The 23246-nt window shown below is 64.0% G+C and carries 26 protein-coding genes; 11 read left to right on the plus strand and 15 right to left on the minus strand.

Annotation, left to right across the window (positions count from 1 at the left end):
• The first annotated feature begins 44 nt into the window (after nucleotides 1-44).
• Nucleotides 45-425 (plus strand): YciI family protein, encoded by a 381-nt coding sequence (locus tag L858_RS0101170; RefSeq protein ID WP_022681312.1) that lies wholly within the window; start codon nucleotides 45-47, stop codon nucleotides 423-425.
• Here the strand turns inward: L858_RS0101170 and L858_RS0101175 are convergent.
• Together L858_RS0101175 and L858_RS0101180 are read right to left on the minus strand one after the other, a co-directional pair.
• Nucleotides 422-1390 (minus strand): diacylglycerol/lipid kinase family protein, encoded by a 969-nt coding sequence (locus tag L858_RS0101175; RefSeq protein ID WP_028055667.1) that lies wholly within the window; start codon nucleotides 1388-1390, stop codon nucleotides 422-424. The genes L858_RS0101170 and L858_RS0101175 overlap by 4 nt on opposite strands.
• 5 nt (nucleotides 1391-1395) lie before the next feature.
• The gene (locus L858_RS0101180; RefSeq protein ID WP_028055668.1) at nucleotides 1396-1890 is read right to left on the minus strand and encodes a DUF2141 domain-containing protein; all 495 of its coding nucleotides are present in this window, start codon (nucleotides 1888-1890) and stop codon (nucleotides 1396-1398) included.
• A gap of 124 nt (nucleotides 1891-2014) precedes the next feature.
• Here L858_RS0101180 and lptF point away from each other — a divergent pair, with 124 nt between their 5' ends.
• A complete protein-coding gene (gene lptF, locus L858_RS0101185; RefSeq protein ID WP_022681315.1) occupies nucleotides 2015-3226 on the plus strand; it encodes an LPS export ABC transporter permease LptF in 1212 nt (403 codons plus the stop codon).
• Nucleotides 3227-3229: 3 nt separating this feature from the next.
• Nucleotides 3230-4333 carry an LPS export ABC transporter permease LptG gene (gene lptG / locus L858_RS0101190; protein WP_022681316.1) on the plus strand — a complete coding sequence of 368 codons (1104 nt, stop codon included), beginning with the start codon at nucleotides 3230-3232 and terminating at the stop codon, nucleotides 4331-4333.
• A gap of 46 nt (nucleotides 4334-4379) precedes the next feature.
• Here lptG and L858_RS0101195 read toward each other — a convergent pair whose 3' ends face one another.
• Nucleotides 4380-5447 (minus strand): fatty acid desaturase family protein, encoded by a 1068-nt coding sequence (locus tag L858_RS0101195; RefSeq protein ID WP_022681317.1) that lies wholly within the window; start codon nucleotides 5445-5447, stop codon nucleotides 4380-4382.
• Between the two features lie 147 nt (nucleotides 5448-5594).
• On the opposite strand from L858_RS0101195, the gene L858_RS0101200 reads away from it, so the two are divergent.
• Nucleotides 5595-6752, plus strand: coding sequence for a hypothetical protein (locus L858_RS0101200; protein ID WP_022681318.1), 1158 nt, complete (start codon nucleotides 5595-5597; stop codon nucleotides 6750-6752).
• Nucleotides 6753-6762: 10 nt separating this feature from the next.
• Here the strand turns inward: L858_RS0101200 and L858_RS0101205 are convergent, their stop codons facing one another.
• Nucleotides 6763-7659, minus strand: a complete 897-nt coding sequence (locus L858_RS0101205; RefSeq protein WP_022681319.1) for a diacylglycerol/lipid kinase family protein — start codon at nucleotides 7657-7659, stop codon at nucleotides 6763-6765.
• 71 nt (nucleotides 7660-7730) lie between these two features.
• On the opposite strand from L858_RS0101205, the gene L858_RS0101210 reads away from it, so the two are divergent.
• Complete coding sequence (locus L858_RS0101210; protein ID WP_022681320.1) at nucleotides 7731-8612, plus strand: metallophosphoesterase family protein; 882 nt, start codon at nucleotides 7731-7733, stop codon at nucleotides 8610-8612.
• 8 nt (nucleotides 8613-8620) lie between these two features.
• Here L858_RS0101210 and xth read toward each other — a convergent pair whose 3' ends face one another.
• The 6 genes from xth to L858_RS0101240 all read right to left on the minus strand — a co-directional run bounded on the left by xth (nucleotide 8621) and on the right by L858_RS0101240 (nucleotide 14662).
• The gene (xth, locus tag L858_RS0101215; RefSeq protein WP_022681321.1) at nucleotides 8621-9394 is read right to left on the minus strand and encodes an exodeoxyribonuclease III; all 774 of its coding nucleotides are present in this window, start codon (nucleotides 9392-9394) and stop codon (nucleotides 8621-8623) included.
• Between the two features lie 61 nt (nucleotides 9395-9455).
• The gene (gene erpA / locus L858_RS0101220; RefSeq protein ID WP_022681322.1) at nucleotides 9456-9782 is read right to left on the minus strand and encodes an iron-sulfur cluster insertion protein ErpA; all 327 of its coding nucleotides are present in this window, start codon (nucleotides 9780-9782) and stop codon (nucleotides 9456-9458) included.
• 79 nt (nucleotides 9783-9861) lie between these two features.
• On the minus strand, nucleotides 9862-10584 hold the full coding sequence (locus L858_RS0101225) for a M23 family metallopeptidase (RefSeq protein WP_022681323.1): 723 nt from the start codon (nucleotides 10582-10584) through the stop codon (nucleotides 9862-9864).
• A 108-nt stretch (nucleotides 10585-10692) separates the two neighbouring features.
• Nucleotides 10693-11448 carry a ferritin-like domain-containing protein gene (locus L858_RS0101230; protein ID WP_420801821.1) on the minus strand — a complete coding sequence of 252 codons (756 nt, stop codon included), beginning with the start codon at nucleotides 11446-11448 and terminating at the stop codon, nucleotides 10693-10695.
• A 50-nt stretch (nucleotides 11449-11498) separates the two neighbouring features.
• Complete coding sequence (bcp, locus tag L858_RS0101235) at nucleotides 11499-11960, minus strand: thioredoxin-dependent thiol peroxidase (protein WP_028055669.1); 462 nt, start codon at nucleotides 11958-11960, stop codon at nucleotides 11499-11501.
• Nucleotides 11961-11962: 2 nt separating this feature from the next.
• Nucleotides 11963-14662: a bifunctional [glutamine synthetase] adenylyltransferase/[glutamine synthetase]-adenylyl-L-tyrosine phosphorylase gene (locus tag L858_RS0101240; protein WP_022681326.1), complete on the minus strand. Its 2700-nt coding sequence runs from the start codon at nucleotides 14660-14662 to the stop codon at nucleotides 11963-11965.
• Nucleotides 14663-14733: 71 nt separating this feature from the next.
• Here L858_RS0101240 and L858_RS0101245 point away from each other — a divergent pair, with 71 nt between their 5' ends.
• The gene (locus tag L858_RS0101245) at nucleotides 14734-14925 is read left to right on the plus strand and encodes a hypothetical protein (RefSeq protein ID WP_022681327.1); all 192 of its coding nucleotides are present in this window, start codon (nucleotides 14734-14736) and stop codon (nucleotides 14923-14925) included.
• A 157-nt stretch (nucleotides 14926-15082) separates the two neighbouring features.
• Nucleotides 15083-15406: a hypothetical protein gene (locus tag L858_RS0101250; protein ID WP_028055670.1), complete on the plus strand. Its 324-nt coding sequence runs from the start codon at nucleotides 15083-15085 to the stop codon at nucleotides 15404-15406.
• Between the two features lie 3 nt (nucleotides 15407-15409).
• Here the strand turns inward: L858_RS0101250 and ypfJ are convergent, their stop codons facing one another.
• Nucleotides 15410-16285 (minus strand): KPN_02809 family neutral zinc metallopeptidase, encoded by an 876-nt coding sequence (gene ypfJ / locus L858_RS0101255; RefSeq protein ID WP_022681329.1) that lies wholly within the window; start codon nucleotides 16283-16285, stop codon nucleotides 15410-15412.
• A 129-nt stretch (nucleotides 16286-16414) separates the two neighbouring features.
• Here ypfJ and L858_RS0101260 point away from each other — a divergent pair, with 129 nt between their 5' ends.
• From L858_RS0101260 to L858_RS0101275, 4 genes are all read left to right on the plus strand, one after another.
• On the plus strand, nucleotides 16415-17593 hold the full coding sequence (locus L858_RS0101260) for a patatin-like phospholipase family protein (protein ID WP_022681330.1): 1179 nt from the start codon (nucleotides 16415-16417) through the stop codon (nucleotides 17591-17593).
• Nucleotides 17590-18381 carry a 3-hydroxybutyrate dehydrogenase gene (locus L858_RS0101265; protein WP_022681331.1) on the plus strand — a complete coding sequence of 264 codons (792 nt, stop codon included), beginning with the start codon at nucleotides 17590-17592 and terminating at the stop codon, nucleotides 18379-18381. Before L858_RS0101260 ends, L858_RS0101265 begins: the two co-directional genes overlap by 4 nt.
• A gap of 157 nt (nucleotides 18382-18538) precedes the next feature.
• Nucleotides 18539-19093, plus strand: a complete 555-nt coding sequence (locus tag L858_RS0101270; RefSeq protein ID WP_022681332.1) for an outer membrane protein — start codon at nucleotides 18539-18541, stop codon at nucleotides 19091-19093.
• A 114-nt stretch (nucleotides 19094-19207) separates the two neighbouring features.
• Entirely contained in the window at nucleotides 19208-20551 is a 1344-nt protein-coding gene (locus tag L858_RS0101275; RefSeq protein WP_022681333.1) for an amidohydrolase, read from the plus strand.
• On the opposite strand, the gene L858_RS0101280 is transcribed toward L858_RS0101275, so the two are convergent.
• The 4 genes from L858_RS0101280 to L858_RS0101295 form a co-directional block, all read right to left on the minus strand.
• On the minus strand, nucleotides 20548-21537 hold the full coding sequence (locus L858_RS0101280; protein WP_022681334.1) for a nucleotidyltransferase domain-containing protein: 990 nt from the start codon (nucleotides 21535-21537) through the stop codon (nucleotides 20548-20550). The genes L858_RS0101275 and L858_RS0101280 overlap by 4 nt on opposite strands.
• On the minus strand, nucleotides 21534-22397 hold the full coding sequence (locus tag L858_RS0101285; RefSeq protein ID WP_022681335.1) for an HprK-related kinase A: 864 nt from the start codon (nucleotides 22395-22397) through the stop codon (nucleotides 21534-21536). The genes L858_RS0101280 and L858_RS0101285 overlap by 4 nt, the downstream gene beginning before the upstream one ends.
• Nucleotides 22394-22678: an HPr-rel-A system PqqD family peptide chaperone gene (locus L858_RS0101290; RefSeq protein WP_022681336.1), complete on the minus strand. Its 285-nt coding sequence runs from the start codon at nucleotides 22676-22678 to the stop codon at nucleotides 22394-22396. The genes L858_RS0101285 and L858_RS0101290 overlap by 4 nt, the downstream gene beginning before the upstream one ends.
• Nucleotides 22679-22749: 71 nt before the next feature.
• Nucleotides 22750-23178, minus strand: a complete 429-nt coding sequence (locus L858_RS0101295; protein WP_022681337.1) for a hypothetical protein — start codon at nucleotides 23176-23178, stop codon at nucleotides 22750-22752.
• Between the last annotated feature and the right edge of the window lie 68 nt (nucleotides 23179-23246).

Here is a 23246-nt window from a genome sequence, read left to right on the forward strand (position 1 = left end):
GTCCAGCCGGTCAAGGAACATCGGCAAAGACAAGGAGGCACGCGATGCGCGTGATGGTTCTCGTGAAAGCCACCGAAGACAGCGAAAAGGGCTTTGAGCCGACGGCGGAGGCGCTCGCATCCTTCGAGGCGATGGGCAAATATAATGACGAACTCGCCGAAGCGGGCATCCTGATCACCGCCGACGGCCTCGCCCCCTCCTCAAAGGGCAAGCGGATTGCCTTCGACGGGGACAGCCGCACGGTGATCGACGGGCCGTTCGCCCAGCCACGCGAACTGGTGGCGGGCTTCTGGCTTTGGGAAGTCAAGGACATGGACGAGGCGGTCGCCTGGGTGAAGCGCTGTCCCAATCCCATGCCCGGGCCTAGCGAGATCGAGATTCGCCCGATCTATGAAATGAGCGATCTGGGGCTGGAGTCCGATTAAGCCGCAAGCCGCAGGAAAGGCACGGGCTCGGTCGAACGCAGTACGATGGGGCTGCCTTCGCTGGCCTCGAACAATTCGCCGTCCAGAATGACGCTGCTATGGTCGCCCTCGATCCGGATCACGTCGCCCTGTTCCAGGTGAATGCCCTGCATCTGCGCCTTGCCGACGCGGCGGGTAACGCTGGCCCAGAACAGCCGCAGCAGCGCGGGCAGGTTCTGATCCACGGCCATCAACTTCATATTGCCGCGGCGGCTGTCGCCCGGCTGCACGCCCAGCAGCAACCGTTCCAATGTCGTCACGATCAGGACAGCGAACTTGCCGGCCAGTTCGCCATCACGGATCAGCGAGATACGCACCGGATGGCTCGATTGCGGCAGGAAGCGGGCGCGAATGCCGAAGATCAGCGACACGAGCACAGCGATGACCGTCAGGAAATGGCTGAGCCCATTGGAAAGGCCCAGCGGATAAATCTGGTTGCGGCAATAGAGCATGTAATCGGCCAAGCCCGCACCGCCCAGGAACATGCCCAGCACCGGCCGCGAATCAGCCCTGCCGTCCGACAAGGCGATCAGTTCGCGCGCCACGACATGGTCATCGACGCCCGCCTTCGCAATCTGGACGATCTTTTCGAGCGCCTTGATCGGATCGCCATGGATGCCAAGATCGAGTGCGATCAGATTGGTCTTTCCGTTCGGCAGCACCGCAATCGGCGGCACCCGGCCCTTGAAATGCTCGCCCTGGTAAAGCTCCGTCAGCGCCGCCTGCACCGTGCCGTCGCCGCCATTGATGACGATGACGACCGGATCGACCCGGGCGATGGTCTGCAACGCCCGGCCGATCTGTTCGACATGCTCCACCTCATAGTGAAAAATGTCGGCATTATTGGCGCAATAGCTGCGCACGCGCGGAAGCGTCTGCCGGTTGCCCGTGGATTTCGGATTGGACAATAAGGCGACGCGAACCATGGCGATCACATATATTTCAGGTTGATGGTGATCTTCGTCACGCCCGCCCCGGCATAGAAGGCCGCCTTTTCGACGCCCGGCTTGCCCAGGTTGAAGATGCTGATGGCAGGATTGTTCGAAAAGCCGCCGCCATCGCGTGAGATATCGGTCTTGCCATTGCCGTCGCGATCATGCCGCACGGCGATGCCATATTTGCCGGCCTCCGGTACGGGCATGCAGAAGCGCATCGCGCCGTTGCTGGCACGCACGGGCACATCGATGCGGTTGAGCCAAGCGCCCTTCGCCAACCAGGCGCCACGCGTCGCGGGATAGGATTGCACCCTGACCTTGCCCGTAGCGGCTGCGAAACCGCGCACATCGACCAGTACCGCCGGCCCCTTCGCAGATGCGGCGCAACGGCTGAGATCGTTACCGATTTCCGCACCATGGGCCAGCGCCGGGGCGACGGCGAACAATGCCGCCACCGGCAAAAGGCCCATTGTAACTTTCAACATGACCATCCAACTCCGTGAAGCTATAGCCGCCCGGCAAGACGGCGAGCCCCTGTTCGCCCCGCAAACTTACTTTCTTCATATGAGTAGGGTTTGCGGCCAAATCATGGTGATGGGACGACCACATAGAGAAATGCTGACCGCCACCGATCGATATATCGCCCGTCTGATCGCGCTGCCCATGCTGGGAACGCTGGTCATCTCCGCGATGCTGCTGGTGCTGGACAAGATGCTCAGCCTCTTCGACTTCGTCGCGGCGGAGGGCGGCCCGGTCAGCGTCGTCTGGCGGATGCTGGCGAACATGATGCCGGAATATCTCTCGCTCGGCATCCCAATCGGGCTGATGCTGGGCATCCTGCTCGCCTTCCGCAAGCTGGCCATGTCGTCCGAGCTGGACGTGATGCGAGCGGTCGGCCTCTCCTACGGCCGGCTGCTGCGCGTACCCTATATGTATGCGATCGCGCTCGCCCTGCTGAATTTCGGCATTGTCGGCTTCGTCCAGCCGCTCTCTCGCCATGCCTATGAAGCGCTTAGGTTCGAACTGCGATCCGGCGCGCTGGGTGCATCGATCAAGGTCGGGGAGTTCACCAACCTGGGCAAGCGCATGACGCTGCGGATCGAGCGCAGCCTTGATGAGGGCCGCAACCTACAGGGCATCTTCGTGCGGGCGGAGGGGAAAAACGGTCAGACCGTGGCGGTGACCGCAGCGCAGGGCATGTTCCTGGCGACCGACGATCCGGACGTCATCATCTTCCGCCTGCGCGACGGCGTGCTGGTCAATGATGCGCCCGCCTATAAGTCGCCGCGCATTCTCTCCTTCTCCAGTCACGACCTGCCGATCGACCTGCCGCAGATCGAGCGATTTCGTGGCCGCGATGTCGATCGGGAAAAGACGATCCCGGAGCTTGCGGTGATGGGCCATGATCCGGCCACGCCGGAAAAGCTGCGCAATGAAATCCGCGCCAATTTTCATTTCCGCATGGTGGAAGTGGCGATGATGATGCTGCTGCCGCTCGCCGCGCTCGCCTTCGCCATTCCGCCCAAGCGATCGACCTCCGCGCTCGGGGTCTTCCTGTCGATCGTCTTCATCGTGACCTATCATAAGGTCAATGAATATGGGCAGGGCGTGGGATCGCTGGGCAAGGTCGATCCGATCATCGCGCTGTGGGGGCCGTTCCTGCTGTTCGCGGGGCTGATCCTGTGGATGTATCATGTGATTGCGCACCGGCCCGGCGGCCAGCCGATCGCGGCGCTCGAATATGCCTTTGCCAAGGTGGCCAAGCAGATCCCAAGGCTGCTGCGGCTGCTGCGACGGCGCCAGCCCTCGGCGGAAGGAGCCGCCTGATCCATGCAGCAGTTCAACTTCTTCCCTTCGCGCCAGCTCAGCTGGTACATGGCCCGGCTGTTCCTGACCCGTACCTTCGCGGTGCTGGCGCTGTTGGTGGTGGTATTGCAGACGCTCGACCTGCTGGGCGAGTCGGGCGACGTGCTCGCCTATGCAGGCAATGGCGACGCGCAACTGTGGCATTATGTCTCGCTCCGCGCGCCGCAGATCGTCGCGCGCTTCCTGCCCTTTTCGGTGCTGCTCGGCACCTTGATCATGCTGGCGACGCTGAACCAGAACAGCGAAATCATCTCGATGAAGGCGGCGGGTCTGTCGGCACATCAGATATTGGCGCCGCTGATTGCCACGGCGCTGGGGGTCGCGATTATCAGCTATGCCTTCAATGAACGGATCGTGGCGCGATCCACAGCGCGGCTGTCGGCCTGGCAGGCGGTGGAATATGGCCCCCTGCCACCCGACAGCGGGATCAAGAGCAATCCTTGGGTGCGCGACGGCAATAATCTGGTTACCGCCGCGATCGTGGCAGGGCGCGGAACAGCGGTTCAATTGCGCAAGGTCGAGATTTTCAACCGCGTCAACAACAGCCTCACCACTATCGTCCAGGCCCCCAGGGGCCATTATGACGCGGCGAGCAAAAGCTGGCTGTTGGAAAATGCCCGCCGATTCGATGTCGCGCGCGGGACCGAGAAGCAGGTCGGGACGGTGCGCTTCGGCCGCGATATCCGGCCCGACCAGTTCACGCTGGCGAAGGTCGATCCTGACGCTCTGACCTTCAGCCAGTTGCAGGCGGCAATCGGCGACCTGCGCGATGCCGGACGGCCTACGGCGGAACTGGAAGGAAGCTTGTGGCACAAGCTGTCGGGACCGCTTTCGGCGCTGCTGATGCCGATCCTGGGGTCGGTCGCCGCCTTTGGCCTTGCGCGGTCGGGGCAGTTGTTCGTACGCGCCGTGATCGGCATGGCATTGGGCTTTGCCTATTTCGTGGCGGACAATTTCTCGCTCGCCATGGGCAATCTGGGCGCTTACCCGCCCTTCCTCGCCGCATGGGCGCCGTTCCTGCTGTTCCTGCTGGTCGGCGAAACGGTGCTGTTCCGGACCGAGGAATAAGCGCTTTCCCGGCCCGGCCTTCGCAGGGGCACCACCTGGACCCAGCTCAGCGCTTCGCCATCGTGCTGCGCGCGATCTTGCCGACCAGCGGCCACATGCCCGTATAATTGCCCTTATGATAGGGCGACTCTGCACCAAGCGTCGCGATCAGGCGGGCATGCGCCCTGCCCAGCGCATGGTAGGGCACGCTGGGCAACAGATGGTGCAAGGCATGGTAGCGCAACCCGACCGGAGCCCAGATCGCGGCGAGAGGCGACGGCGGCGGCACGTTGACGGAGTCCAGATATTGAGCGGTGACCGTCATCGCATCGCCCTCATTTTCCCAAAGGTGCGCCACCAGCGTGCGCAACTGGTTGATCACCGTCATCGTCGAATGCACGGCCATATAGGTCAGCAGCGGCTTCCATCCGAAGGCGAACACGCTGCCGGCCAGCGCCAGCGCAAAGGCGCTCGTCGCCACCTCCTGCCACAGCCACTGCCGCGCGAAAGCCCCTTCCGGCGGGCGGCGGCGATAGGCGGGATTGATCGACAGAGCGGAAAATTCGGCAACCACCTTGCGGCGTAGCGGCGGAAATATGGCGCTCAGCGGCGTCAGCAGGCCGAAACGCAGGATCAGTCCGATCGGCGCCAGCGCGGCGACAAGGATGAACAGCGGCAGCGACCAGGGTTTCATCAGCGCCAGCGGCAGATATTCAGGATCGTTCGCCGTGCCATAGCGGGTGCGCGCATGATGCTGGGTATGCACCTCCTCATACATGAAGGAGGGGATCATCAGCGGAACGCCGACAATCAGGTTCCAGCCAAGCCGAAAGCCGGGCAGCGCCCCCTTGCGGATATGCGTCAGCTCATGGATGAAGCTCGCCGCGCGATACAGCGCCAGCATCGCTACGACACCGCACAATAGGGCAACTTCGGTCCGGTCCGCCAAAATGGCGCCGGCGAGCGCGGCATAGCCGACCAGAGCGGAGGCCAGCATGTCGGGCCAATAAATGGAAGGCTTGGCGGCCGAAAACTCCCGCGTCAAATCAGCGGCCGCGCGCAGCATGGCGGCGTCGTCGGGGATCGCGCTCCGCGTCCGGGCAGCAGCCGCGATCTTGGGATCATGCACAGTCATGACGTGGTTCCTAAAGGATAAATGCGCTGAGATCGTGGCAGCAAGATGACGGCTTGCCCCTGTTGAGGCCTACCGCTCATGTCCCGATTGACAATCGGAAAACAAGCGCCGAACTGCTGCACCACCTCTCAATCCGAAAGCTCTGCCGTGGCACATTCCGATCTGGTGATCACTCCCGTCACTTCCAAGGCCGACCGCAAGGCCTTTGTCGATCTGCCATGGCGGCTCTATGCTAACGACCCCAACTGGGTGCCGCCGCTCAAGAGCGAGGTGTATGAGATAATCACGCCAGGCAAAAACCCGTTTTTCGGCCATGCCGAAGCGCAATATTTCCTCGCTCGGCGCGGCAAGCAGGTCGTTGGGCGCGTGTCGGCCCATATCGACCATCTCGCGCTCTCTCAGCCAGCCGAGCAGGGCATGGGTCCGGGTACCGGTAATTTCGGCCTGTTCGAGGCTGAAGACGCTGAGGTCGGCGCCGCGTTGATCGCGGCGGCGGAAGGCTGGCTGCGCGCCAAGGGGATGACGCGGGTGCTGGGGCCGATCTCCCTCTCCATCTGGGAGGAGCCGGGCCTGCTGATCGAGGGCCACGATCATCCGCCGACGGTGATGATGGGGCACAACAGTCCCGCCTATCAATCGGTCATCGAAGGTGCGGGCTATCGGCCGGTCAAGCAGCTCAAAACCTATGAGCTGGACATTACCCAGCAGTTCCCGCCGCTGATTCAGCGCATCGTCGCCTCCGGCGAGAAGAATGCGCGCATCCGCATCCGAAAGGTCGACAAGTCAAAATTCGAAGCCGAAGCCGCGATCATCCTTGGCATCCTCAACGATGCCTGGGGCAAGAATTGGGGCTTCGTGCCGATCACCGACGCTGAGGTCGCGCATACCGGCAAGAAGCTGAAGCCGATCGTGTTCGAGGACCTGATCATGATCGCGGAACTGGATGGGGAGCCGGTCGCGTTCATGATGACGCTGCCGGACCTCAATGAAGCGATCAAGCCGCTCAACGGCTCGCTTCTCCCCTTCGGCTGGGTGAAGCTGCTCCGCTGGTTGCGGAAGCCTCAGTGCCGCACGATGCGCGTGCCGCTGATGGGTGTGGTGCAGCGCCTGCAATCCTCCCGCATGGCGAGCCAGCTGGCCTTCATGATGATCGAATATATCCGCCGCAACGCGACCGCTCATTATGGCGCGACACGCGGTGAAATCGGCTGGGTGCTGGACGATAATCAGGGCATGAATGCCATCGCCGACGCGCTCCAGAGCCAGATGAACAAGGTGTATCAGATCTACGAAAAGGATCTTTGAGGGGGCACGGTCAAGCGTCGGCCGGGACCGCCACCTCCACCGCGCCCGGTGCGATCCGTGCCAAGGCGGGCGTCGCCGCGACAACTTCGCCATCGATCGAGATATGCTGGCGCGGCTTCGTCTCGATGCGAAAGGATTTGCCGCGCAGTTCCAGCGTATGCGAGTCCCGGTCGCGCAGCTTGAAGAATTTGGCGTACCAATCCCACGCAAGCCGCGCATGACTGCGGCCGACCACCGCCTGGATCACCAGCTCGCCCGTATCGACATCAGCGTTCTCCGATAGCTCCACACCGCCATGATAGGGGCCGTTCAGGATGCGCACCTCCGTAGACCATAGGCGCTGCTCGCCCTTGCCATCGTCCAGCATGAGGCGAAATGCACGGAACTTGGCCGAGCATTTGACCGCCCAGACCAGATAGCCCAGCCGCCCCAGATAGCGTTTCAGCTTGTGCGGAACGGTTTGCCCGATCATCGGCGACAGGCCGAGGGAGGCGGCGTTCACGAAATAATCATTGCCGATCATGCCAAGGTCGATCCGGCGGCGGCGCCCGCTTACAATCGCGGCGACCGCGCCATCCAGATCGAGCGGAATGCCAAGCGTGCGCGCGAAGCTGTTCGCGGTACCGAGTGGCAGCACGCCGAAAACACATTCCTTTCCGACCAGCTCATCGACCGTGCCGGAGAGTGAGCCATCCCCTCCCCCCACGATCACCATTGGCGCGCCCGTCCCGACCGCACCGCGCACCGTATCCTGAAGCCGCTCCGGGTCTTTCACCGGAAGCGCGTCTATCAAGCGCAGGCCCGCCTGCTCCAGCTTCGCCTTCGCGTCGGTGAACAGCGCTTCCCCGCGGCGGGAATGGACGTTGACGATCAGAACCGCTTCCCGCGGCAGCGATTTTGTTTCCATGCCCCAACAACACGCAAGCGCCGCTTCGGCTCCGGCCGAAACATTTTGCGCTCTGCACTCGTTGAACCGCCATGGCCCGTATCGCTCATCTGTCCGACATTCACTTTGGCGCGAACGACCCCAAGATCGTCGCCGCCACCGAAGCCTGGCTACACCAGCAGCAGCCCGATCTCGTCATCATCAGCGGCGACCTGACGCAGCGTGCACGGCAGGAGCAGTTCAGGGAGGCGTCCGCCTGGGTCAACCGGCTGCGCGCGGCGGGCCTGAAGCTGCTGGTAATCCCCGGCAATCATGATGTGCCGCTTTACGATATCTTCCGCCGCTTCGGCGCGCCCTTGCGGCGCTACAAACGCTATATCAGCAACGACCTCTGCCCCTTCTACGAGGATGATGAGGTCGCGATCCTCGGCCTCAACACCGCGCGGTCACTGACGATCAAGGACGGGCGGCTCAATCATGAGCAGATGCGGATGATGCGTGAGCGCTTCGCCCCCGTGGCGGCGGCGAAAACGCGCATCCTCGTGACTCACCACCCGCTGTTCGCCATGCCGATCGGCAAGGGCGGCGAACTGAGCGAGGCCGTCGGCCGCCATGACGATGCGGTGAAGGCCGCTCGGGACGCGGGGATCCACATCGCGTTAGCGGGGCACTTTCACCGCACCTATGCGGAGGCCGCGCAGAAGATGGTCGCGGACGCCGGCGGAGCGCTGGTGATCCAGGCAGGGACGGCGACATCGACCCGGCTGCGCAACGCCGAGCCGCAAAGCTTCAACTGGCTTCATGTCCGCCATTTCGACGATATAGAGCTGCAGGTGGTGGTGTGGGACGGGGCGAGCTTTCAGCGCGGCCATCATGTCGCCTATAGGCAGCAGGACGGCGCCTGGACCGCTCGCGAGATCAGCGACGCGCGGGCAGCCCAGGGCATGAAGGTGGCTGTCGCGGCGCGGGCCTGATCCCAAAACTATTCCGCGAGTTCGACCCAGGTCGGCGCGTGATCGCTCGCCTTCTCCCGCCCACGAAAGTCCTTGTCGACCTGCGCGTCCAGCAGCCGATCGGCGGCGGCTGGGCTGAGCAGCAGATGATCGATGCGGAAGCCCGCGTCGCGCGGCCAGGCGTTCATCTGATAATCCCAATAGGTCCACACGCCCCCGGCCGGATGGCGGCTGGCGATCGCATCGGTCCAGCCGTCGCCCAGAAGCCGGCGGTAAGCGGCGCGGCTTTCCGGCTGCATCAGCGCATCGGTGGCCATCGCCTTCACCGAATAAACATCCTTGTCGCGGGGAATGACATTATAGTCGCCAGCGAGGACCGCCGGCACTTCCTGCGCCCAGATTTCCGTAGCGCGGTCGCGCAGCCGCTTCATCCAGCGAAGCTTATAGTCGAACTTCGGGCCGGGCTGCGGGTTCCCGTTGGGAAGGTAGATGCTGGCGACGCGCACACCCTTCACGTCTGCCTCAATGTAACGGCTATGCTCGTCCTCGGGCTCGCCCTCAAGGCCCCGGCGCACCTCTACCGGCGTTTCGCCCCGCGCCAGGATGGCGACGCCATTGAACCCCTTCTGCCCATGCCAGATCGCGCCATAGCCGACCTCCTCAATATCCTTCAGCGGGAAGGTGTCGTCGGAGGTCTTGATTTCCTGAAGGCAGGCGATGTCGGGCTGCGTCTCGTTCAGCCATTCCAGCAGGCGCGGCAGGCGGGCCTTGATGCCGTTGATGTTGAAGGTGGCGATGCGCATGCTGGCTCCGTTCGTCCCCGTGTTGCGCTCTCGCTCGACACGAACGGAGGAATAAAGTCAATCAGACGGAAAAGCTGGTTCCACAGCCGCAGCCGGCCGTCGCGTTGGGATTGGTCACCTTGAACGCCGCTCCGCCCAGGTCCGACACGAAATCGACCGCCGATCCGCGAACAAGGTCAAGGCTGACATCATCGACAACCAGAGTCACGCCATCGCGTTCGACGGCGACATCGTCCGCCTCGACCGCATCGGCCAGGCCGAACCGATATTGGAAGCCCGAACATCCGCCGCCTTCCACGGCAAGGCGCAGGATCGCAGGCTTGCCCTGCTTGGCGGCGATCGTCGCCACGCGGGCGGCGGCAGAAGGGGTAAGGTCTATTTCAGCCATGGCGCCTAGATAGGGTGAAGCAAAAGGCCCGGCAAGATCGCTCTCGCCGGGCCCTTGTAACTGCTGGGAGAACCGCCGCTTACTCGGCAGCCTTTTCCTGAGCCTTGGTGGGACCGCCCATCGCGACGGGCGGCTTGGTGTTCATCGCCACCATATAGTCGGGACCGGAGACGAACGGGATCGGATTGATCGCCTGGCCATCGACGCGCACCTCATAATGAAGGTGGCTGCCGGTCGAGCGGCCGGTCGAACCCATCAGGCCGATCAACTGGCCGCGATGCACATAGCTGTTCGCCGCGACCAGCAGCTTCGACATGTGGCCGTAGCGCGTCTCCATGCCGGCACCGTGGGAAATCTGGACCAGATTGCCATAGCCGCTGGCCCAGCCGGCGCGGCTGACGATGCCATCAGCGGTCGCGTAAATCTTGGTGCCCTGCGGCCCCGGAATATCGATGCCCTTGTGCATGCGCGCGCCGCCGTTGAACGGGTCGGACCGAACGCCGAAGTTCGAGGTCATGGACAGTCGTTCGACCGGACGACCCGAGGGGATGTTGTTGCTCGCCTTGGTCGTGCCATCCAGACGCTGCAGGCTGGAAAAGAGGTTGGCAAAGCCGACATCCTGCGGCCCAAGCGGGCTGCTGTTGATCTCCGATGCATCGCCATAGGGATCATCGGCATCCACTTTAGCGCTGGCGGGCGCGGCGGCGCAGAGCGCTCCTGCCACACTCGCCGCTCCGACGAAGTTGAGCGCACAACGGAACCATCGCGCAACGCGCGCATTATCAGAACGAGAAACCAACATGCCGACCCCGACTTATTCTACCGGAGGCTATTGCCTTCCGGCACTCCCCGTGTTGACCAAAATGCGATCGAAATCGCCACCCGCATCATTAAAAGGACATGCGCAGGCTCATTCTGCAAGCGCAGCATAAAATTCACGCGTTAAACCGGCTTTCGCGCGCGCCGAGTCGTTGAACGGAGGCTTCAGCGCGCCACGAAAATGCCGTTTCACAAGGATTTGGTAATGATTTGCGGGGTCCACGCCCGCTCGGTTCGTCGCATGGCCGAACCAGATCGTCCCTGCCGCGACGTGCCGGATTTCGTCCGTCATGATCCGCTGCAGCATGAAGGCGGACCGCTTGTCTCCGGCGCCCTCGAACCGCTCGATCGTCGCCGGCGTGATGTCGAGCGCCCGCGCCTCCAGCACCATCGGAACGATCGCCAGCCGCGCCATGGCGTCATGGGCTGTCTCTCCCGCCGCCTGCCACAGCCCGTCATGCGCAGGCAGCGCGCCATAATGGCTGCCCAGCTGCTTCAGCCGCCGGTCCAGCAAGGCGAAATGCATCGCCTCGTCAGCGCCGACGCGCATCCAGTCATCGACAAAGGCCCGGGGAAATTCCGCCCCGAAACGGCCGATCAGGTCGAAGGCGAGATCGATCGCGACGAATTCGATGTGTGCCAGCGCATGGAGCATGGCGATGCGGGCCCGTTCGGAGCCGATCTTCCCGCGCTTTGGCATCTGATTGGGCGGCAGGAGCAGCGGCGTTTCCGGCCGCGCGGGCCGATCCGGCATGACCGCATCGAACCGCCGGGCAAGCTTTCCCAGCCGCCAGGTGCGCGCGGCCGCTCGCGCAGCCATCAGCTTGGCCGTCGGATCGGCGGTCATGAGCACATGGGCACAGGCAGCGCCCACGCTGTCAACGACAGGCGGCAGGATCAAAGCGACTTCGCCGCCTCCAGCACCTCGGCGGCATGGCCCTTGACCTTCACCTTGGGCCAGACCCGCACGACCTTGCCGTCTCCGTCGATCAGGAAGGTCGCGCGCTCTATCCCCATATATTTGCGGCCATAGAGCGATTTTTCGACCCAGGTGCCGAAAGCCTCGCATGCGTCGCCCGGCTCGTCAGAGGCAAGCGTCACTTGCAGGCCATATTTATCGGCGAATTTCTGGAGCTTGGCCGGCTTGTCCTTGGAAATGCCGACCACCGGCACGCCGAGCGCCGCAAACTCGCCTGCCAATTCGGTGAAATCCTTCGCCTCATTGGTGCAGCCGGGCGTGTCGGCCCTCGGATAAAAATAGACGACGAGCGGCTTGCCGCGATAACGCGACAGGGTGAAGTCCGCGCCGTCAGCGCCCTTCAAAGCCACGTCGGGAACAGCATCGCCCGCTTCCAACATCGTCATTCTTCCTCATAAGGCGCCGCAAGCGCCAGCCATGCCTCGCGCACCCTTTGGCGCGCTTCCCCATAGCTTTCAAGCAGCGCTTCCCAGCTGTCGACGCCGCAGGCCCGTGCCACAAGCGGGCGCGTCGCATCGGGCGGCTCGGTTGACTTGGGTGAAACGAGCCGTGAAACGATCAGGAACCGGGTGATAAGGTCATGCGCGGCCACCAGTTCGCGCGGCAGATGCCCCCCCGCGACCAACTGCTCGAGCGCGGCGCGAAGGTCCGGGTCGAACGCTATATTATGGCGGAACTGGGTCACATGGATCAGGAACTCGAGGTCTACCAGCCCGCCCGGCACCAGCTTGACGTCCAGATCACCGGCTGGCGGCTTATGCTTGGCGATATCTCCGCGCATCTTCACCGCCTGACGGGCGAGCTCTTCATAATCGCGCGGCCGCTCCAGCGTGTCAGTGAGGATCGCACCCAGCGCCGCGCGGGCCTGCGGCGATCCGAACACCGGCCGGGCGCGGGTCAGGGCGAGATGTTCCCAGGTCCATGCTTCCTCCCGCTGGTACCGCGCGAAGCTGTCGAGGCTAACGGCGAGCAGCCCCTGCGCCCCGGAGGGACGAAGCCGCGTATCGACCTCGTAAAGCGCGCCCCCGGCCGTCTGGACGGAGAGCGCGTTGGTGATCCGCTGGCCGAGACGGTTGAAATATTGGGTTGCGCCGAGCGGCCTGGGGCCATCGGACTCAGCCAGAAAATCGCCGGTGAAGAGGTAGACCAGGTCAAGGTCCGACGCATGGGTGAGGACCCCACCGCCCAACCGGCCGAGCGCCAGGATCACCATCTCGCCGCCAGGCACCTTGCCATGCGCAGCTTCGAACTCGGCGATGGTGGCGGCGGTCAGCGCCTCGATCGCGGCTTCTGCGACGCGGCTGTAGCCCCTTCCCGCCTCCAGCGGATCGCCGCCCCGGATGATCTGCGCCCCCAGCGCAAAGCGGCGGTCGTTGACGCGCTCCCGTACCCGGTCGAGCAGGAACTGATAATCCTCCCCCTGCTCCAGCCGGGCGAACTGCGCGGCGAGCTGCTCCACCGGCGGCGGCGGATCGAAGGCCGACGTGTCGATCAACCCGTCGAGCAGTTCCGCTCGCCGGCCGAGCGCATCGGCCAGTGTCGGCGCGTGGCTCAGCAGTTCGGCGAGCAGTTCGGCCAGGCCCGGCCGGGCGGAGAGCAGCTTGAAGAAGTTGATCGCGCTCGGCAGGCGGCCGATCAGATCGTCCAGCCGGTTCAGCGCGCGCGCCGGGTCGGGCGCATGCGCGAGCGTGCGCATCAGCCCCGGCAGCAGTTCCTCCAGCGCCTCCCGCGACGGCGCGCTGCGCAGCGCGCGCACCGTGCCGGATCGCCAGCGGGTAATGCGCGCCAGCGGCGTGTCAGGATCGGCGAAACCCAGATCGCCCAGTTGAACCCTCAGCCGCTCCTCGTCATGCGAGAGCGACTCGTCGGCCCCGACCGGGCTCAGCTGGTCATAATTGCTGCCGACCCACTGAACCTGCGGGCGCAGCAGGTTGAGCAGCGCCGCACCATCTTCCAGTCCGTGCAGGCGCGCGACATTATCCATCGCCTCCGCGCCTTTGGGCAGCTCATGGGTCTGCCGGTCCTCCACCATCTGCAGGCGGTGCTCGATTGTACGGAAAAGCACATAGGCTTCGTCCAGCCGGGCCGAGACGTCCGCACCGAACACGCCGGCCTGCGCCAGCGCGCGCAGCGCCTCCCGCGTGTTGCCCGATCGCAGCGACGGATCGCGACCGCCATGGATCAGCTGATGAACCTGCGCGAAAAATTCGATCTCGCGAATGCCGCCGCGCCCGCGCTTGAGGTCATAGCCCGGCCCGAAGGCCTGCCCCTGCGAATAATGGTCGCGAATACGGCGGCTGATGTCGGTAATCGCATCGATCGCGCCGAAATCAAGGTTGCGACGCCAGACAAAGGGCCGGATCGCCTGCATGAAATATTCGCCGAGGGCCAGATCGCCCGCTGCCGGCCGAGCACGGATGAACGCCGCCTGCTCCCAGCCGAGCGCGGTCGATTCATAATAGCCGATGGCAGCTTCCACCGGGAGCGCGATCGGCGTCGCTTCGGGCGAGGGACGCAGGCGCAGATCGACGCGAAAGACATAACCGTCGCCGTCTCGCGCGCTCAGCAGCTCGCTCACCCGGCGGCCGATCCGCACCGCCGCATCGGCAGGGTCTTCCCGCTCGCCATGCGGCAGCGTACGCGGGTCGTAGAGCAGGATCGGATCGATATCGGACGAGTAATTCAGCTCCCGGCTGCCATGCTTGCCAAGCGCCAGCACGACAAAGCCCCGATGCGGCGCGTCCGGGTAACGTTCCGCCATGGCGGCGGCTAGCGCCTCCTCCAGCGCCTGGTCGGCAAAGTCGGACAGGGTGCGCGTGACGCGATCGAGATCCCATGCGCCGGCAAGGTCGGCACAGGCGGTGACCAGCGCCACCGCGCCCCGCCGCCGCCGGAGCGACCGGGCCACCCCATCTTCCGCTGCGGCAACATTGTACGCGGTGTTCAGGGCTGCATCGAAATCCCCGGCTTCGAGCAGCGCCGCCAACTCGGGAAAACGGTCCATCTGCCGGGACAAAAAGGGCGAATGCGCCCTCATCCGTGCCGCAGCCGCCAACCATATGTTCGCATTTTCGCTCGTCATGATCGCGCTGATATCGCGCTGCTTTGCGACGAACGCCAGAAACTTTTGCGGGGCAGTTACGTTACAAAGATATGGAAATGCAGCGCAAACCCATGGTCAGGACGGCAAAAGCCTCGGAAGGAGCGATCCGCCGCGTCCTGACGATCGGCTTGCCGCAGCCCTATGAGGGGATCGGCAATGCGCTGAGATCGACCTTTCGGGCCGGCCGGGAATCGCTGCCCGAGGATATGGTGGACCTGCTTGCGGAACTGGACCGGCATTAGAGCATCGATCCTGTTTGAATGACCGCCACCCCCGGCTGGACCTAGGCTACAGCAAAGGAGCCTTGCTTCGGGGTGTTCCCGTGTAAGAAGATCACGCGTAGCAGCGATTTATTTACCCTGATCTGGCATGGTTGCGCCTGATTTTCAGGACGCTGCCATGATCTACAAATCTTTCGCCCTGGTGACGCTCGTAGCGGCGCCCTTGCTGGTGCTTGTCGCGGAAAATTTCGTGCCGCATGCCAGCCATCCAGCGCCAACCCCCGTGCCTGAACCTGCTCCTGCCGCGGCGCTGCCCGAAACGCTCGTCCCTGAAGCCGTTCCTCCCGCTGCGACGGATGAGGCGTCCAACTTCGGTCAGCCTATGGCGGAGGCGGGCAAACCCTTTCTCGCGCCCGGCGCAGGGCTGCCGTCGGTTTCATCCGCACCAGCCCCCGTCGGTGAAATGTCTCCTCCTCCCGCACCGGATACAGTGCCGGAATAAGCCTTACATCGCCTTGAACGTATCGCATTGCGCCGGGTCGCCACTCTGCAGGCCCCGCCGCAGCCACTCCATGCGCTGGGCGCTGGTGCCGTGGGTGAAGCTTTCCGGCACGGGGCGGCGTCCTGCGGACTTCTGCAAGGTATCGTCGCCGATCGCCTCTGCCGCGCGCATCCCTTCTTCCAGGTCGCCCGCCTCCATAAGGCCCGTGCGCTTGGCCCAGACGCCGGCGTAGCAGTCGGCCTGCAGTTCCACCCTGACCTGAAGCGCGTTGCCCTCGGCCTCTCCGCTGGATCGCTGCGCCTTGTTCACCTGACCCAGCGTTCCTTCCAGGTCCTGGACATGATGCCCGACCTCGTGCGCGATGACATAGGCCTGCGCGAAGTCGCCCGGCGCGCCGAAGCGCTGGCGCAGCTCGTTGAAAAACTCGGTGTCGAGATAGACCTTCTTGTCGTTCGGACAATAGAAGGGACCCATGGCGCTCTGCGCAGCGCCGCAGCCCGACGTCCCCGCCTGCGAGTAGAAGGAGAGAACCGTCGGCTGATATTGTACGCCGGATTCCTGGAAAACCTGACCCCAGACCCGCTCGGTCGACCCCAGAACGCGCAGCGACCAATGCTGGATGTCGTTAAGCTTGGCGGGATCTCGGCTCACCGACGTGCTCTGGGGCGCCTGGCCGCCGCCGCCGCTCAAAAGACTGAGCGGATTGACGCCCATGACGGCCATGATGATCAGGACGACGACGATACCGCCGCAGCCGAACCGGCTGCCGATAAAGGGCAGCAACATGCCAAGACCGCCGCCAAGGCCTCCGCCAAAACCGCCGCCACGACCGTCCTGAACCTCGAAATTGCTGCTTTCCCTCTCATCGTCCAGCCGCATCGCCCTGTCTCCTCTCACCCTGTGCTAACTTATTCCGAACCCCGTTGGAACGGTCAGGAAGCTTCGCAGTTGCAGCACCGAACGAACTTCCGTTAGATTGGAGGCTGCATTGGCTGTATTGGGACGCGCATGGCCGACATAGAACCCCAGCCCAAGCGGCGCGCTGCGACGCCCCTGTCCCTGCCGCAACAAGTGGCGCTGCTGCTGCAGGGCGGCGGCGCGCTGGGATCGTTTCAGGCGGGCGTTTACGAGCGGCTGGACGATCTGGGCATCGACGTCAGCTGGGTCGCAGGCATCTCCATAGGCGCGGTTAATGCAGCCATCATCGCGGGCAACCCTCCTCACAAACGGCGCAGCCGGCTCAAGAAATTCTGGCTCACCGTCTCTGGCGGCATGCCCAATATCGTGCTGCCGGAGATCGACCATATTCGCGAAGCCGCGCATCTGATGGCGGCGGGCGTCGTGGCGACCTTCGGCGTGCCGGGCATGTTTCGGCCCCGGCTTTGGCCCGCGCCCCTGATGCCCGAAGGTACAGCGGGCGCGATCAGTTTCTATGACAGCGCCCCGCTCAAGGGCACGCTCGACGCCTGCGTGGACTGGGATCTGCTCAATGACGGGCCGGTGCGGCTGTCGGTCGGAGCGGTTGATGTCGAAAGCGGCAACTTTGCCTATTGGGACACGCGCGGCCCGGACGGCAACACGCGGATCGACGCGCGGCACATCATGGCCTCGGGCGCGCTGCCGCCAGGCCTGCCGCCCGTGGAGATCGACGGGCGCTGCTATTGGGACGGCGGCATGGTATCCAACACGCCGCTCGCCCATGTGCTCGACCATCAGACCGACGACATGCTGGTGTTTCAGGTCGATCTGTTTCCCGCCGAAGGTCCGATGCCGCGCCAGATGACGGACGTCTACTCGCGCAGCAAGGACATCCAATATTCCAGCCGCACCCGGCAGGTGACGGACCAATATCTCCGTCTGCGGCGGGAGCATAAGGCGATCCAATCCTTGCTGGACAAGTTGCCTCCTGACCTGCGCGACGATCCGGACGCCCAGCGACTGCGCCAATATATGGACCGCGGTTCGGTCAACATCGTCCATCTCATCTACCGCAGCCGCGCATGGGAAAGCGGCGCGCGCGACTTCGAATTCTCCCGCTCCACCATGCTTGACCATTGGAACCAGGGCCGCGAAGCGGTGGAGGAAGTCATGCACAAGGGCGACCTCATCGCCCGCAACATCGTCAATGGTAAAAGCTCCACATTCGACCTCGACGCCCCCGATCATCTCAAGGAGAAACAGGCATGAGCCAATCGCTGGCTGGCAAGACCGCTCTCATCACCGGATCGACCTCGGGCATCGGCCTCGCCTATGCCAAGGCACTGGCCGGCGAAGGAGCGAATGTCGTCATCAACGGCTTTGGCGACGCGGCCGCGATCGAGCAGGAACGGCAGGGGCTTGAGGCACTGGGCGGCGCAAAGGCGCTCTACAGCGGCCATGACCTGACGAAGGCCGACCAGATCGAGGCCATGATGAAGGAGGCCGCCGATGCCTTTGGCGGCGTCGATATCCTCATCAACAATGCCGGCATGCAGCACGTCGCGCCGGTAGAGGATTTCCCGGTCGAGAAATGGGACCTCATCATCGCGCTCAATCTCACCAGCGCGTTCCACACATCGCGGCTCGCCATCCCCTATATGAAGTCGAAAAAGTGGGGCCGCATCATCCAGACAGCGAGCGCCCATTCGCTGACCGCTTCCCCTTTCAAGAGCGCCTATGTCACCGCCAAGCACGGCCTTGCCGGATTCACCAAGACTTTGGCGCTGGAGTTGGCAACCTTCGGCATCACGGCAAACTGCATTTCGCCGGGCTATGTCTGGACGCCGCTGGTGGAGAACCAGATCCCCGACACGATGAAGGCGCGCAATATGACGCGGGAGCAGGTGATGAACGATGTTCTGCTAGCCGGCCAGCCGACAAAGCAGTTCGTGACGGTCGAGCAGGTCGCGGCGATGGCGCTGTTTCTCTGCGGCGACGCGGCCGCGAACATCACTGGCGCGAACATGAGCATCGATGGCGGGTGGACCGCGCAGTGATGCTGCGCCGCAGAAGGAAAGCACATCAATCCCGCCAACCTGAACTGTTGCAATTGAGCGACAGGTTCGGGTGATTATCAATACTGAAGAAACCCTGCGCCGATCAGGTGGTTATCTGATCCGGAACCGAACACCGACAGGCTAAAGGGAAACTTCAATGAAAAAATATCTGTTCGCAGCCGCACTCGTTGCGGCGCTGCCTTCTGTCGCCTCCGCTCAGGAGGAAACCGCTCCCGACGGCACGCCGGCCTTCGGCATTGAGCCCTATGTCGGCATTCTCGGCGGCTGGCACAGCTTCGACCGGAGAACCGAGTTCGGCAGCGTGCCCGGCGAAACCATCATGAGCGGCGCGATCCTGAGCGGCGTTGCAGGCGTCAACGTGCCGCTGGGCCCTGTCTTCGTCGGCGTCGAGGGCAATGCCACCAAGGGCTGGTCCGACATCGACTGGGAATATGGCGTCAAGGGCCGTTTCGGCGCGCGCGCGGGTGAGAGCGGCATGATCTTCGCCTCCGCGGGCTATCAGTGGGTCCACGGCAAGCAGGGCTGGCCCGACCGCAAGGACTGGATGTACGGCGCGGGTGTGGAAGTCGGACCCAAGGACATCGGTCTGGGCGGCATCACCGGCAACAGCGGCATCCGTTTTCGCTTCCAGACCGAAACCTATGATTTCGACAGCTTCCGTCCGACGGCGGGCGTGATCTTCCACTTCTGATCGCGCTCCCATCGATCAGCGGCAGCGCCCGTCGGCAACGGCGGGCGTTTCTGCGTCTGGCGGCTGAGTGAAAATCTCCTATGCTGCGGCAAGTTCAAGGGAGACAAGAAATCCATGCCCCACCTGCTGACGGCTATCGCAGCCGCCGCCAGTCTTTCGTCGATCGCCAGCGCTCAAACGGCCAGTACGGCGCCTGCTCCAGGCGGCGAGATCACCGCGACGATCGGCAGTGACATGGACGGGCTGATGACGCTGTACCGCGACCTTCATGCCAATCCGGAACTGTCCGACCGGGAAAGCGCCACAGCTGCGAAGCTCGCGCGCCGTTTGAAGGCGATGAAGTTCGACGTGACCGACCGAGTGGGCGGAACGGGCGTGGTGGCGGTGATGAAAAATGGCAGTGGCCCCGTCCTGCTGATCCGCGCGGACATGGACGCGCTGCCGGTGACGGAGCAAACGGGCCTGCCCTTTGCCTCGAAGGTTAAGGCCAAGACGGCGGACGGGATCGAGACCGGCGTCATGCACGCTTGCGGCCATGACACGCACATGACCGCCTTTATCGAGACGGCTCGGCTGCTGTCCTCGATGAAGGACAGGTGGAAAGGCACGCTGGTCATGATCCTCCAGCCGGCCGAGGAAATCGGGCATGGCGCGCGCGCGATGCTGGAGGATGGGCTATATACCCGCTTCCCGCGCCCGACCCATGCCCTCGCCTTCCACAATACGGCTGAGTTGGAGGCGGGGAAGATCGGCTATACGCCGGGCTATGCACTCGCCAATGTGGACAGTATCGACCTGCTGGTGCGCGGCTCGGGCGGACATGGCGCCTACCCGCAGGCGAGCCGCGATCCCATCGTACTGGGCGCGCGCATCGTCGGCTCGCTCCAGACGCTCATCAGCCGGGAACAGGACCCGTTCGATCCGGCCGTGGTGACGGTGGGCAGCTTCGTGGGTGGCGCCAAGCATAATATCATCCCGGATGAGGCGAAGCTGCTGCTCACCGTGCGCAGCTATTCCGACGAAACGCGCGAGAAGCTGATCCGCGGCATCGACCGGATCGCGCGCGGAGAAGCGATCGCCGCCGGGGTGCCCGACGATCGCATGCCGGTCATGTCAGTGAAGGATGAGTTCACCCCCTCCACCTACAACCCGCCCGCCTTCGCCAATCAGATGGCGGACGTGCTGAAGGGACATTTCGCGCAAGGCACCGTTGCCGAGACGCGACCTTCCATGGCGGGTGAGGATTTCGGCCGCTACTATCGCGCCGACAAGAGCATCAACAGCTTCATCTTCTGGGTAGGCGGGGTGCGGGCCGATCAGATGGTGAAGGCGCAGGCGAAGGAAATTCGCCTGCCGTCGCTGCACAGCCCCTTCTGGGCGCCGGATGCAGAGAAGGTGGTCGCCACCGCCAGCGAGGCGATGACGGTGCTGGCGATGCACATATTGAAGCGCGATTAGGCGGGACGGTGTCCCTTGCGCCATTTGGTCCACAAATGGCGGGCAAGCATCGCAGGCGGCATGCGCAGCCAATGGGATCGCAGATAGAAGCCGAAACGGAGCAGCTTGTGCGTTTCCCGGCCCCAGCCATCGCGTGCGAGCAATCTGGCACGGACAAGGCGATCCCAAGGGGTCAGCCGCGCGCCCGCGCCATAAAGTGCTTCCGCCAGCCGTCGCGCCTGCCGGACATGAGGCAGGAGGCCATGGCGGCGGGCCCGCTCTTCAAGCCCCTCGGCATCTACATCCTTGAGCAAGCAGTGAATGTCCCACAGGTTGCGGAGCCCTCCAGCGAGGTCGCCGTCCGCCAGCAGATGCGCGGCCGCGTGGCAGATGCGGTCCTCAGCCGAGAGCATGGATAACTGACCGGTAATCGGAACAGCTTCCGCCATTATCGCCTCCGCATCAGGCCGTTGGCGCGCAGTCAGCGGCAAAATCGTATGGTGGACATCAATCATCCGATCACGACTGCTATGGATCAGCGGAGGCAGCTCATGCATCCATTGCCGGTAATAGGCGTCGTCATAGGGATCGGACTTCACCCATTCCCAGCCCGCGTCGAGCAGGGAGCGCTCGACCGCAGGCATGGACGCGCGCGGCACGAGAATATCGAGATCGCCGATGAAGCGCCCTTCACCCGCCTTCAGCCCGGCGGCCGCGTAGGCCGTGCCCTTCAGCAGCAGCAGCGGCAGGCCCAACGGCTTTATCGCCTCGGCTGCGCGGTCCGCCTCCCATAGCGCCTGCCGCGACTCCCGCTCCGCATCGATCCGCGCATCCGCGAGGATCGGCTGCATCGCGGGGGGCAGGGGCTGGTCGGCGAGCCGAAATGCCAGCGTTCCGATGAGCCGCTCGGCACGCGCCATCGCGATCAGCGCGTTCCAGCCGGGAACGTCGAGCGTGGCCGCGGACGCCGGCTCCCGCAACGCCCTGACCAGGGGCAGAGCATTCATTCGCGCATCGCCCAAAGCCGTTCGACCATGTCGATCGCCTCCTCGCCCGACCTGAAGTCGAGGGCATGGGACGGCACCGCCTGCACGAAGCGGGTCAGCGCCGCAAAACCCGGTTCGCCCAAGGCCACATAATTGGTGGACGCCTGCGTCAACCGCATGAAGACCTCGCCCTGTCCGACCGGCCGCACAGCGGCTTCATGGCCGAAGCGGGGAAAGAGCAGCATCGAGGGCCGTGCACGCTCCCCCATCCGCACGATCGCATCGGCGCGGGGAACAAGATGGCAGATGTCGCCCTTGGCTGTGCCCGTCAGCAGCGGGCCGAGACGCGCACTCGGCGCTTCCGCGGCAAGTACCCCGATGGCACCATTTTTGAGCGAGACGAGGCGCGGAAAGGGAAGTAGCTCACCGGTCAACAGGTCGAGCAGGGCGAACTCGTCGCCCATCAGCCTCCATCCCCGCTCGCCCAGTTGCGCCGCCAGCGTCGACTTGCCCGATCCCGATTCGCCCGTCATCACCAGCGCCCTGCCGTCCTTCTCGACACTGGAGGCGTGGAGCAGCAGGTGCCGTCGCCAGCCCAGCGCCATCTGCAGGTTCATGCCCATTTCGGCGGCGAGCAGGCCATGGTCCAGGCTCATCGGCGCGGCATCGGCCAGGCCATGGTCGCCCGTGATGAAGATGGAAGGCCGCACCCAGCGCCGCAGGAAGGCCGACGGCTCCAGGCGAACGGTGAAGTCGGTGATGCCGCCGTCTGCGGCGGGGTAATCGGCATAAAGCGTCTTCAGATGATCGAGCGGCTGCCGCCATGCAGAGCCGATGCGGAAAGTCGCCGGCCCGATCTTGAGGAACAGACTATGCCTCACGCCGCGCGCACCAGCCCCAGGGCCGTCATTTCGGCAAGGTGCGCCTCCACTGCGCCGACCGCCTGATCCCGTGCGCCAAGCTCATAACGCTGCGCCAATCGATCGACGATCTCCCCAGCCGCCAGAGGGCCGGCGGTCAGCTCTCCCAATATCTCGGGAACGGGACTGATCACCATATGCGTCTGTCCCGATGGCCGATGATAGAGGAGCAGCATTTCCTCCAGCGCGCAGGCGACAAGAGCGTCCGGCCCATCCTGACGATAATAGAGCGATACGGTCACGACCTGTTCCCCGGAAAGACATCCGGCCTTACAGCAGAAGGGTAATCAGGTCGCTAACGCTCAGGACGGCCCTAGCGCGGCATTTGCAGGGACGCGTAGCAGGTAAAGCCGCTCGTTCCCGACTGAAGGCGACGGATATAGTTCAGATAAGCCTGGTTCTGCTCATAGCTGGTGCCCGGCAACCGGCCGCCGCGCATTGCCTGTTTCACCTGCTCGCCGGTGAAGCCCTTGCCGACGCCGGGAAAGGCACCCGGTGTTCCAGCGGGAACCAGCTGCCCGTTGGGCGCGATATAATTTGCGGCGCGACCCTGATCGGGCACCTGGATCGTGCAATTCAGCACCGACGCGGCGGTGCTCGCCAATGCGGGGCGGATCGAGACGATCGCCGATGCGGCAACGGCGCCGCCCATCAGCAACTGGCGGCGCGATGGGGTAACAGCATCCAGCGCATCCGTATCCTGCGGGGTCGGACCATGCTGCGGGGGCAATTGCTCGCTCATACCGTCCTGTTCCGCTATCGCCCTTGCCAAAGTGTAAAAATTGCACGCTATTACGGCGTCTTTGCAGC

Origin of the sequence: Sphingobium bisphenolivorans, assembly GCF_000412635.1 — a bacterium.
In the GTDB taxonomy this organism is placed as follows: Bacteria; Pseudomonadota; Alphaproteobacteria; order Sphingomonadales; family Sphingomonadaceae; genus Sphingobium; species Sphingobium bisphenolivorans.

Excerpts from the sequence above, each read along its gene's own strand:
- L858_RS0101170 (WP_022681312.1), top strand. The coding sequence starts at position 45 with ATGCGCGTGATGGTTCTCGTGAAAGCCACCGAAGACAGCGAAAAGGGC.
- L858_RS0101175 (WP_028055667.1), bottom strand. The coding sequence starts at position 1,390 with ATGGTTCGCGTCGCCTTATTGTCCAATCCGAAATCCACGGGCAACCGG.
- L858_RS0101180 (WP_028055668.1), bottom strand. The coding sequence starts at position 1,890 with ATGGTCATGTTGAAAGTTACAATGGGCCTTTTGCCGGTGGCGGCATTG.
- lptF (WP_022681315.1), top strand. The coding sequence starts at position 2,015 with ATGCTGACCGCCACCGATCGATATATCGCCCGTCTGATCGCGCTGCCC.
- lptG (WP_022681316.1), top strand. The coding sequence starts at position 3,230 with ATGCAGCAGTTCAACTTCTTCCCTTCGCGCCAGCTCAGCTGGTACATG.
- L858_RS0101195 (WP_022681317.1), bottom strand. The coding sequence starts at position 5,447 with ATGACTGTGCATGATCCCAAGATCGCGGCTGCTGCCCGGACGCGGAGC.
- L858_RS0101205 (WP_022681319.1), bottom strand. The coding sequence starts at position 7,659 with ATGGAAACAAAATCGCTGCCGCGGGAAGCGGTTCTGATCGTCAACGTC.
- L858_RS0101210 (WP_022681320.1), top strand. The coding sequence starts at position 7,731 with ATGGCCCGTATCGCTCATCTGTCCGACATTCACTTTGGCGCGAACGAC.
- xth (WP_022681321.1), bottom strand. The coding sequence starts at position 9,394 with ATGCGCATCGCCACCTTCAACATCAACGGCATCAAGGCCCGCCTGCCG.
- erpA (WP_022681322.1), bottom strand. The coding sequence starts at position 9,782 with ATGGCTGAAATAGACCTTACCCCTTCTGCCGCCGCCCGCGTGGCGACG.
- L858_RS0101225 (WP_022681323.1), bottom strand. The coding sequence starts at position 10,584 with ATGTTGGTTTCTCGTTCTGATAATGCGCGCGTTGCGCGATGGTTCCGT.
- L858_RS0101230 (WP_420801821.1), bottom strand. The coding sequence starts at position 11,448 with ATGACCGCCGATCCGACGGCCAAGCTGATGGCTGCGCGAGCGGCCGCG.
- bcp (WP_028055669.1), bottom strand. The coding sequence starts at position 11,960 with ATGTTGGAAGCGGGCGATGCTGTTCCCGACGTGGCTTTGAAGGGCGCT.
- L858_RS0101240 (WP_022681326.1), bottom strand. The coding sequence starts at position 14,662 with ATGACGAGCGAAAATGCGAACATATGGTTGGCGGCTGCGGCACGGATG.
- L858_RS0101245 (WP_022681327.1), top strand. The coding sequence starts at position 14,734 with ATGGAAATGCAGCGCAAACCCATGGTCAGGACGGCAAAAGCCTCGGAA.
- L858_RS0101250 (WP_028055670.1), top strand. The coding sequence starts at position 15,083 with ATGATCTACAAATCTTTCGCCCTGGTGACGCTCGTAGCGGCGCCCTTG.
- ypfJ (WP_022681329.1), bottom strand. The coding sequence starts at position 16,285 with ATGCGGCTGGACGATGAGAGGGAAAGCAGCAATTTCGAGGTTCAGGAC.
- L858_RS0101260 (WP_022681330.1), top strand. The coding sequence starts at position 16,415 with ATGGCCGACATAGAACCCCAGCCCAAGCGGCGCGCTGCGACGCCCCTG.
- L858_RS0101265 (WP_022681331.1), top strand. The coding sequence starts at position 17,590 with ATGAGCCAATCGCTGGCTGGCAAGACCGCTCTCATCACCGGATCGACC.
- L858_RS0101270 (WP_022681332.1), top strand. The coding sequence starts at position 18,539 with ATGAAAAAATATCTGTTCGCAGCCGCACTCGTTGCGGCGCTGCCTTCT.
- L858_RS0101275 (WP_022681333.1), top strand. The coding sequence starts at position 19,208 with ATGCCCCACCTGCTGACGGCTATCGCAGCCGCCGCCAGTCTTTCGTCG.
- L858_RS0101280 (WP_022681334.1), bottom strand. The coding sequence starts at position 21,537 with ATGAATGCTCTGCCCCTGGTCAGGGCGTTGCGGGAGCCGGCGTCCGCG.
- L858_RS0101295 (WP_022681337.1), bottom strand. The coding sequence starts at position 23,178 with ATGAGCGAGCAATTGCCCCCGCAGCATGGTCCGACCCCGCAGGATACG.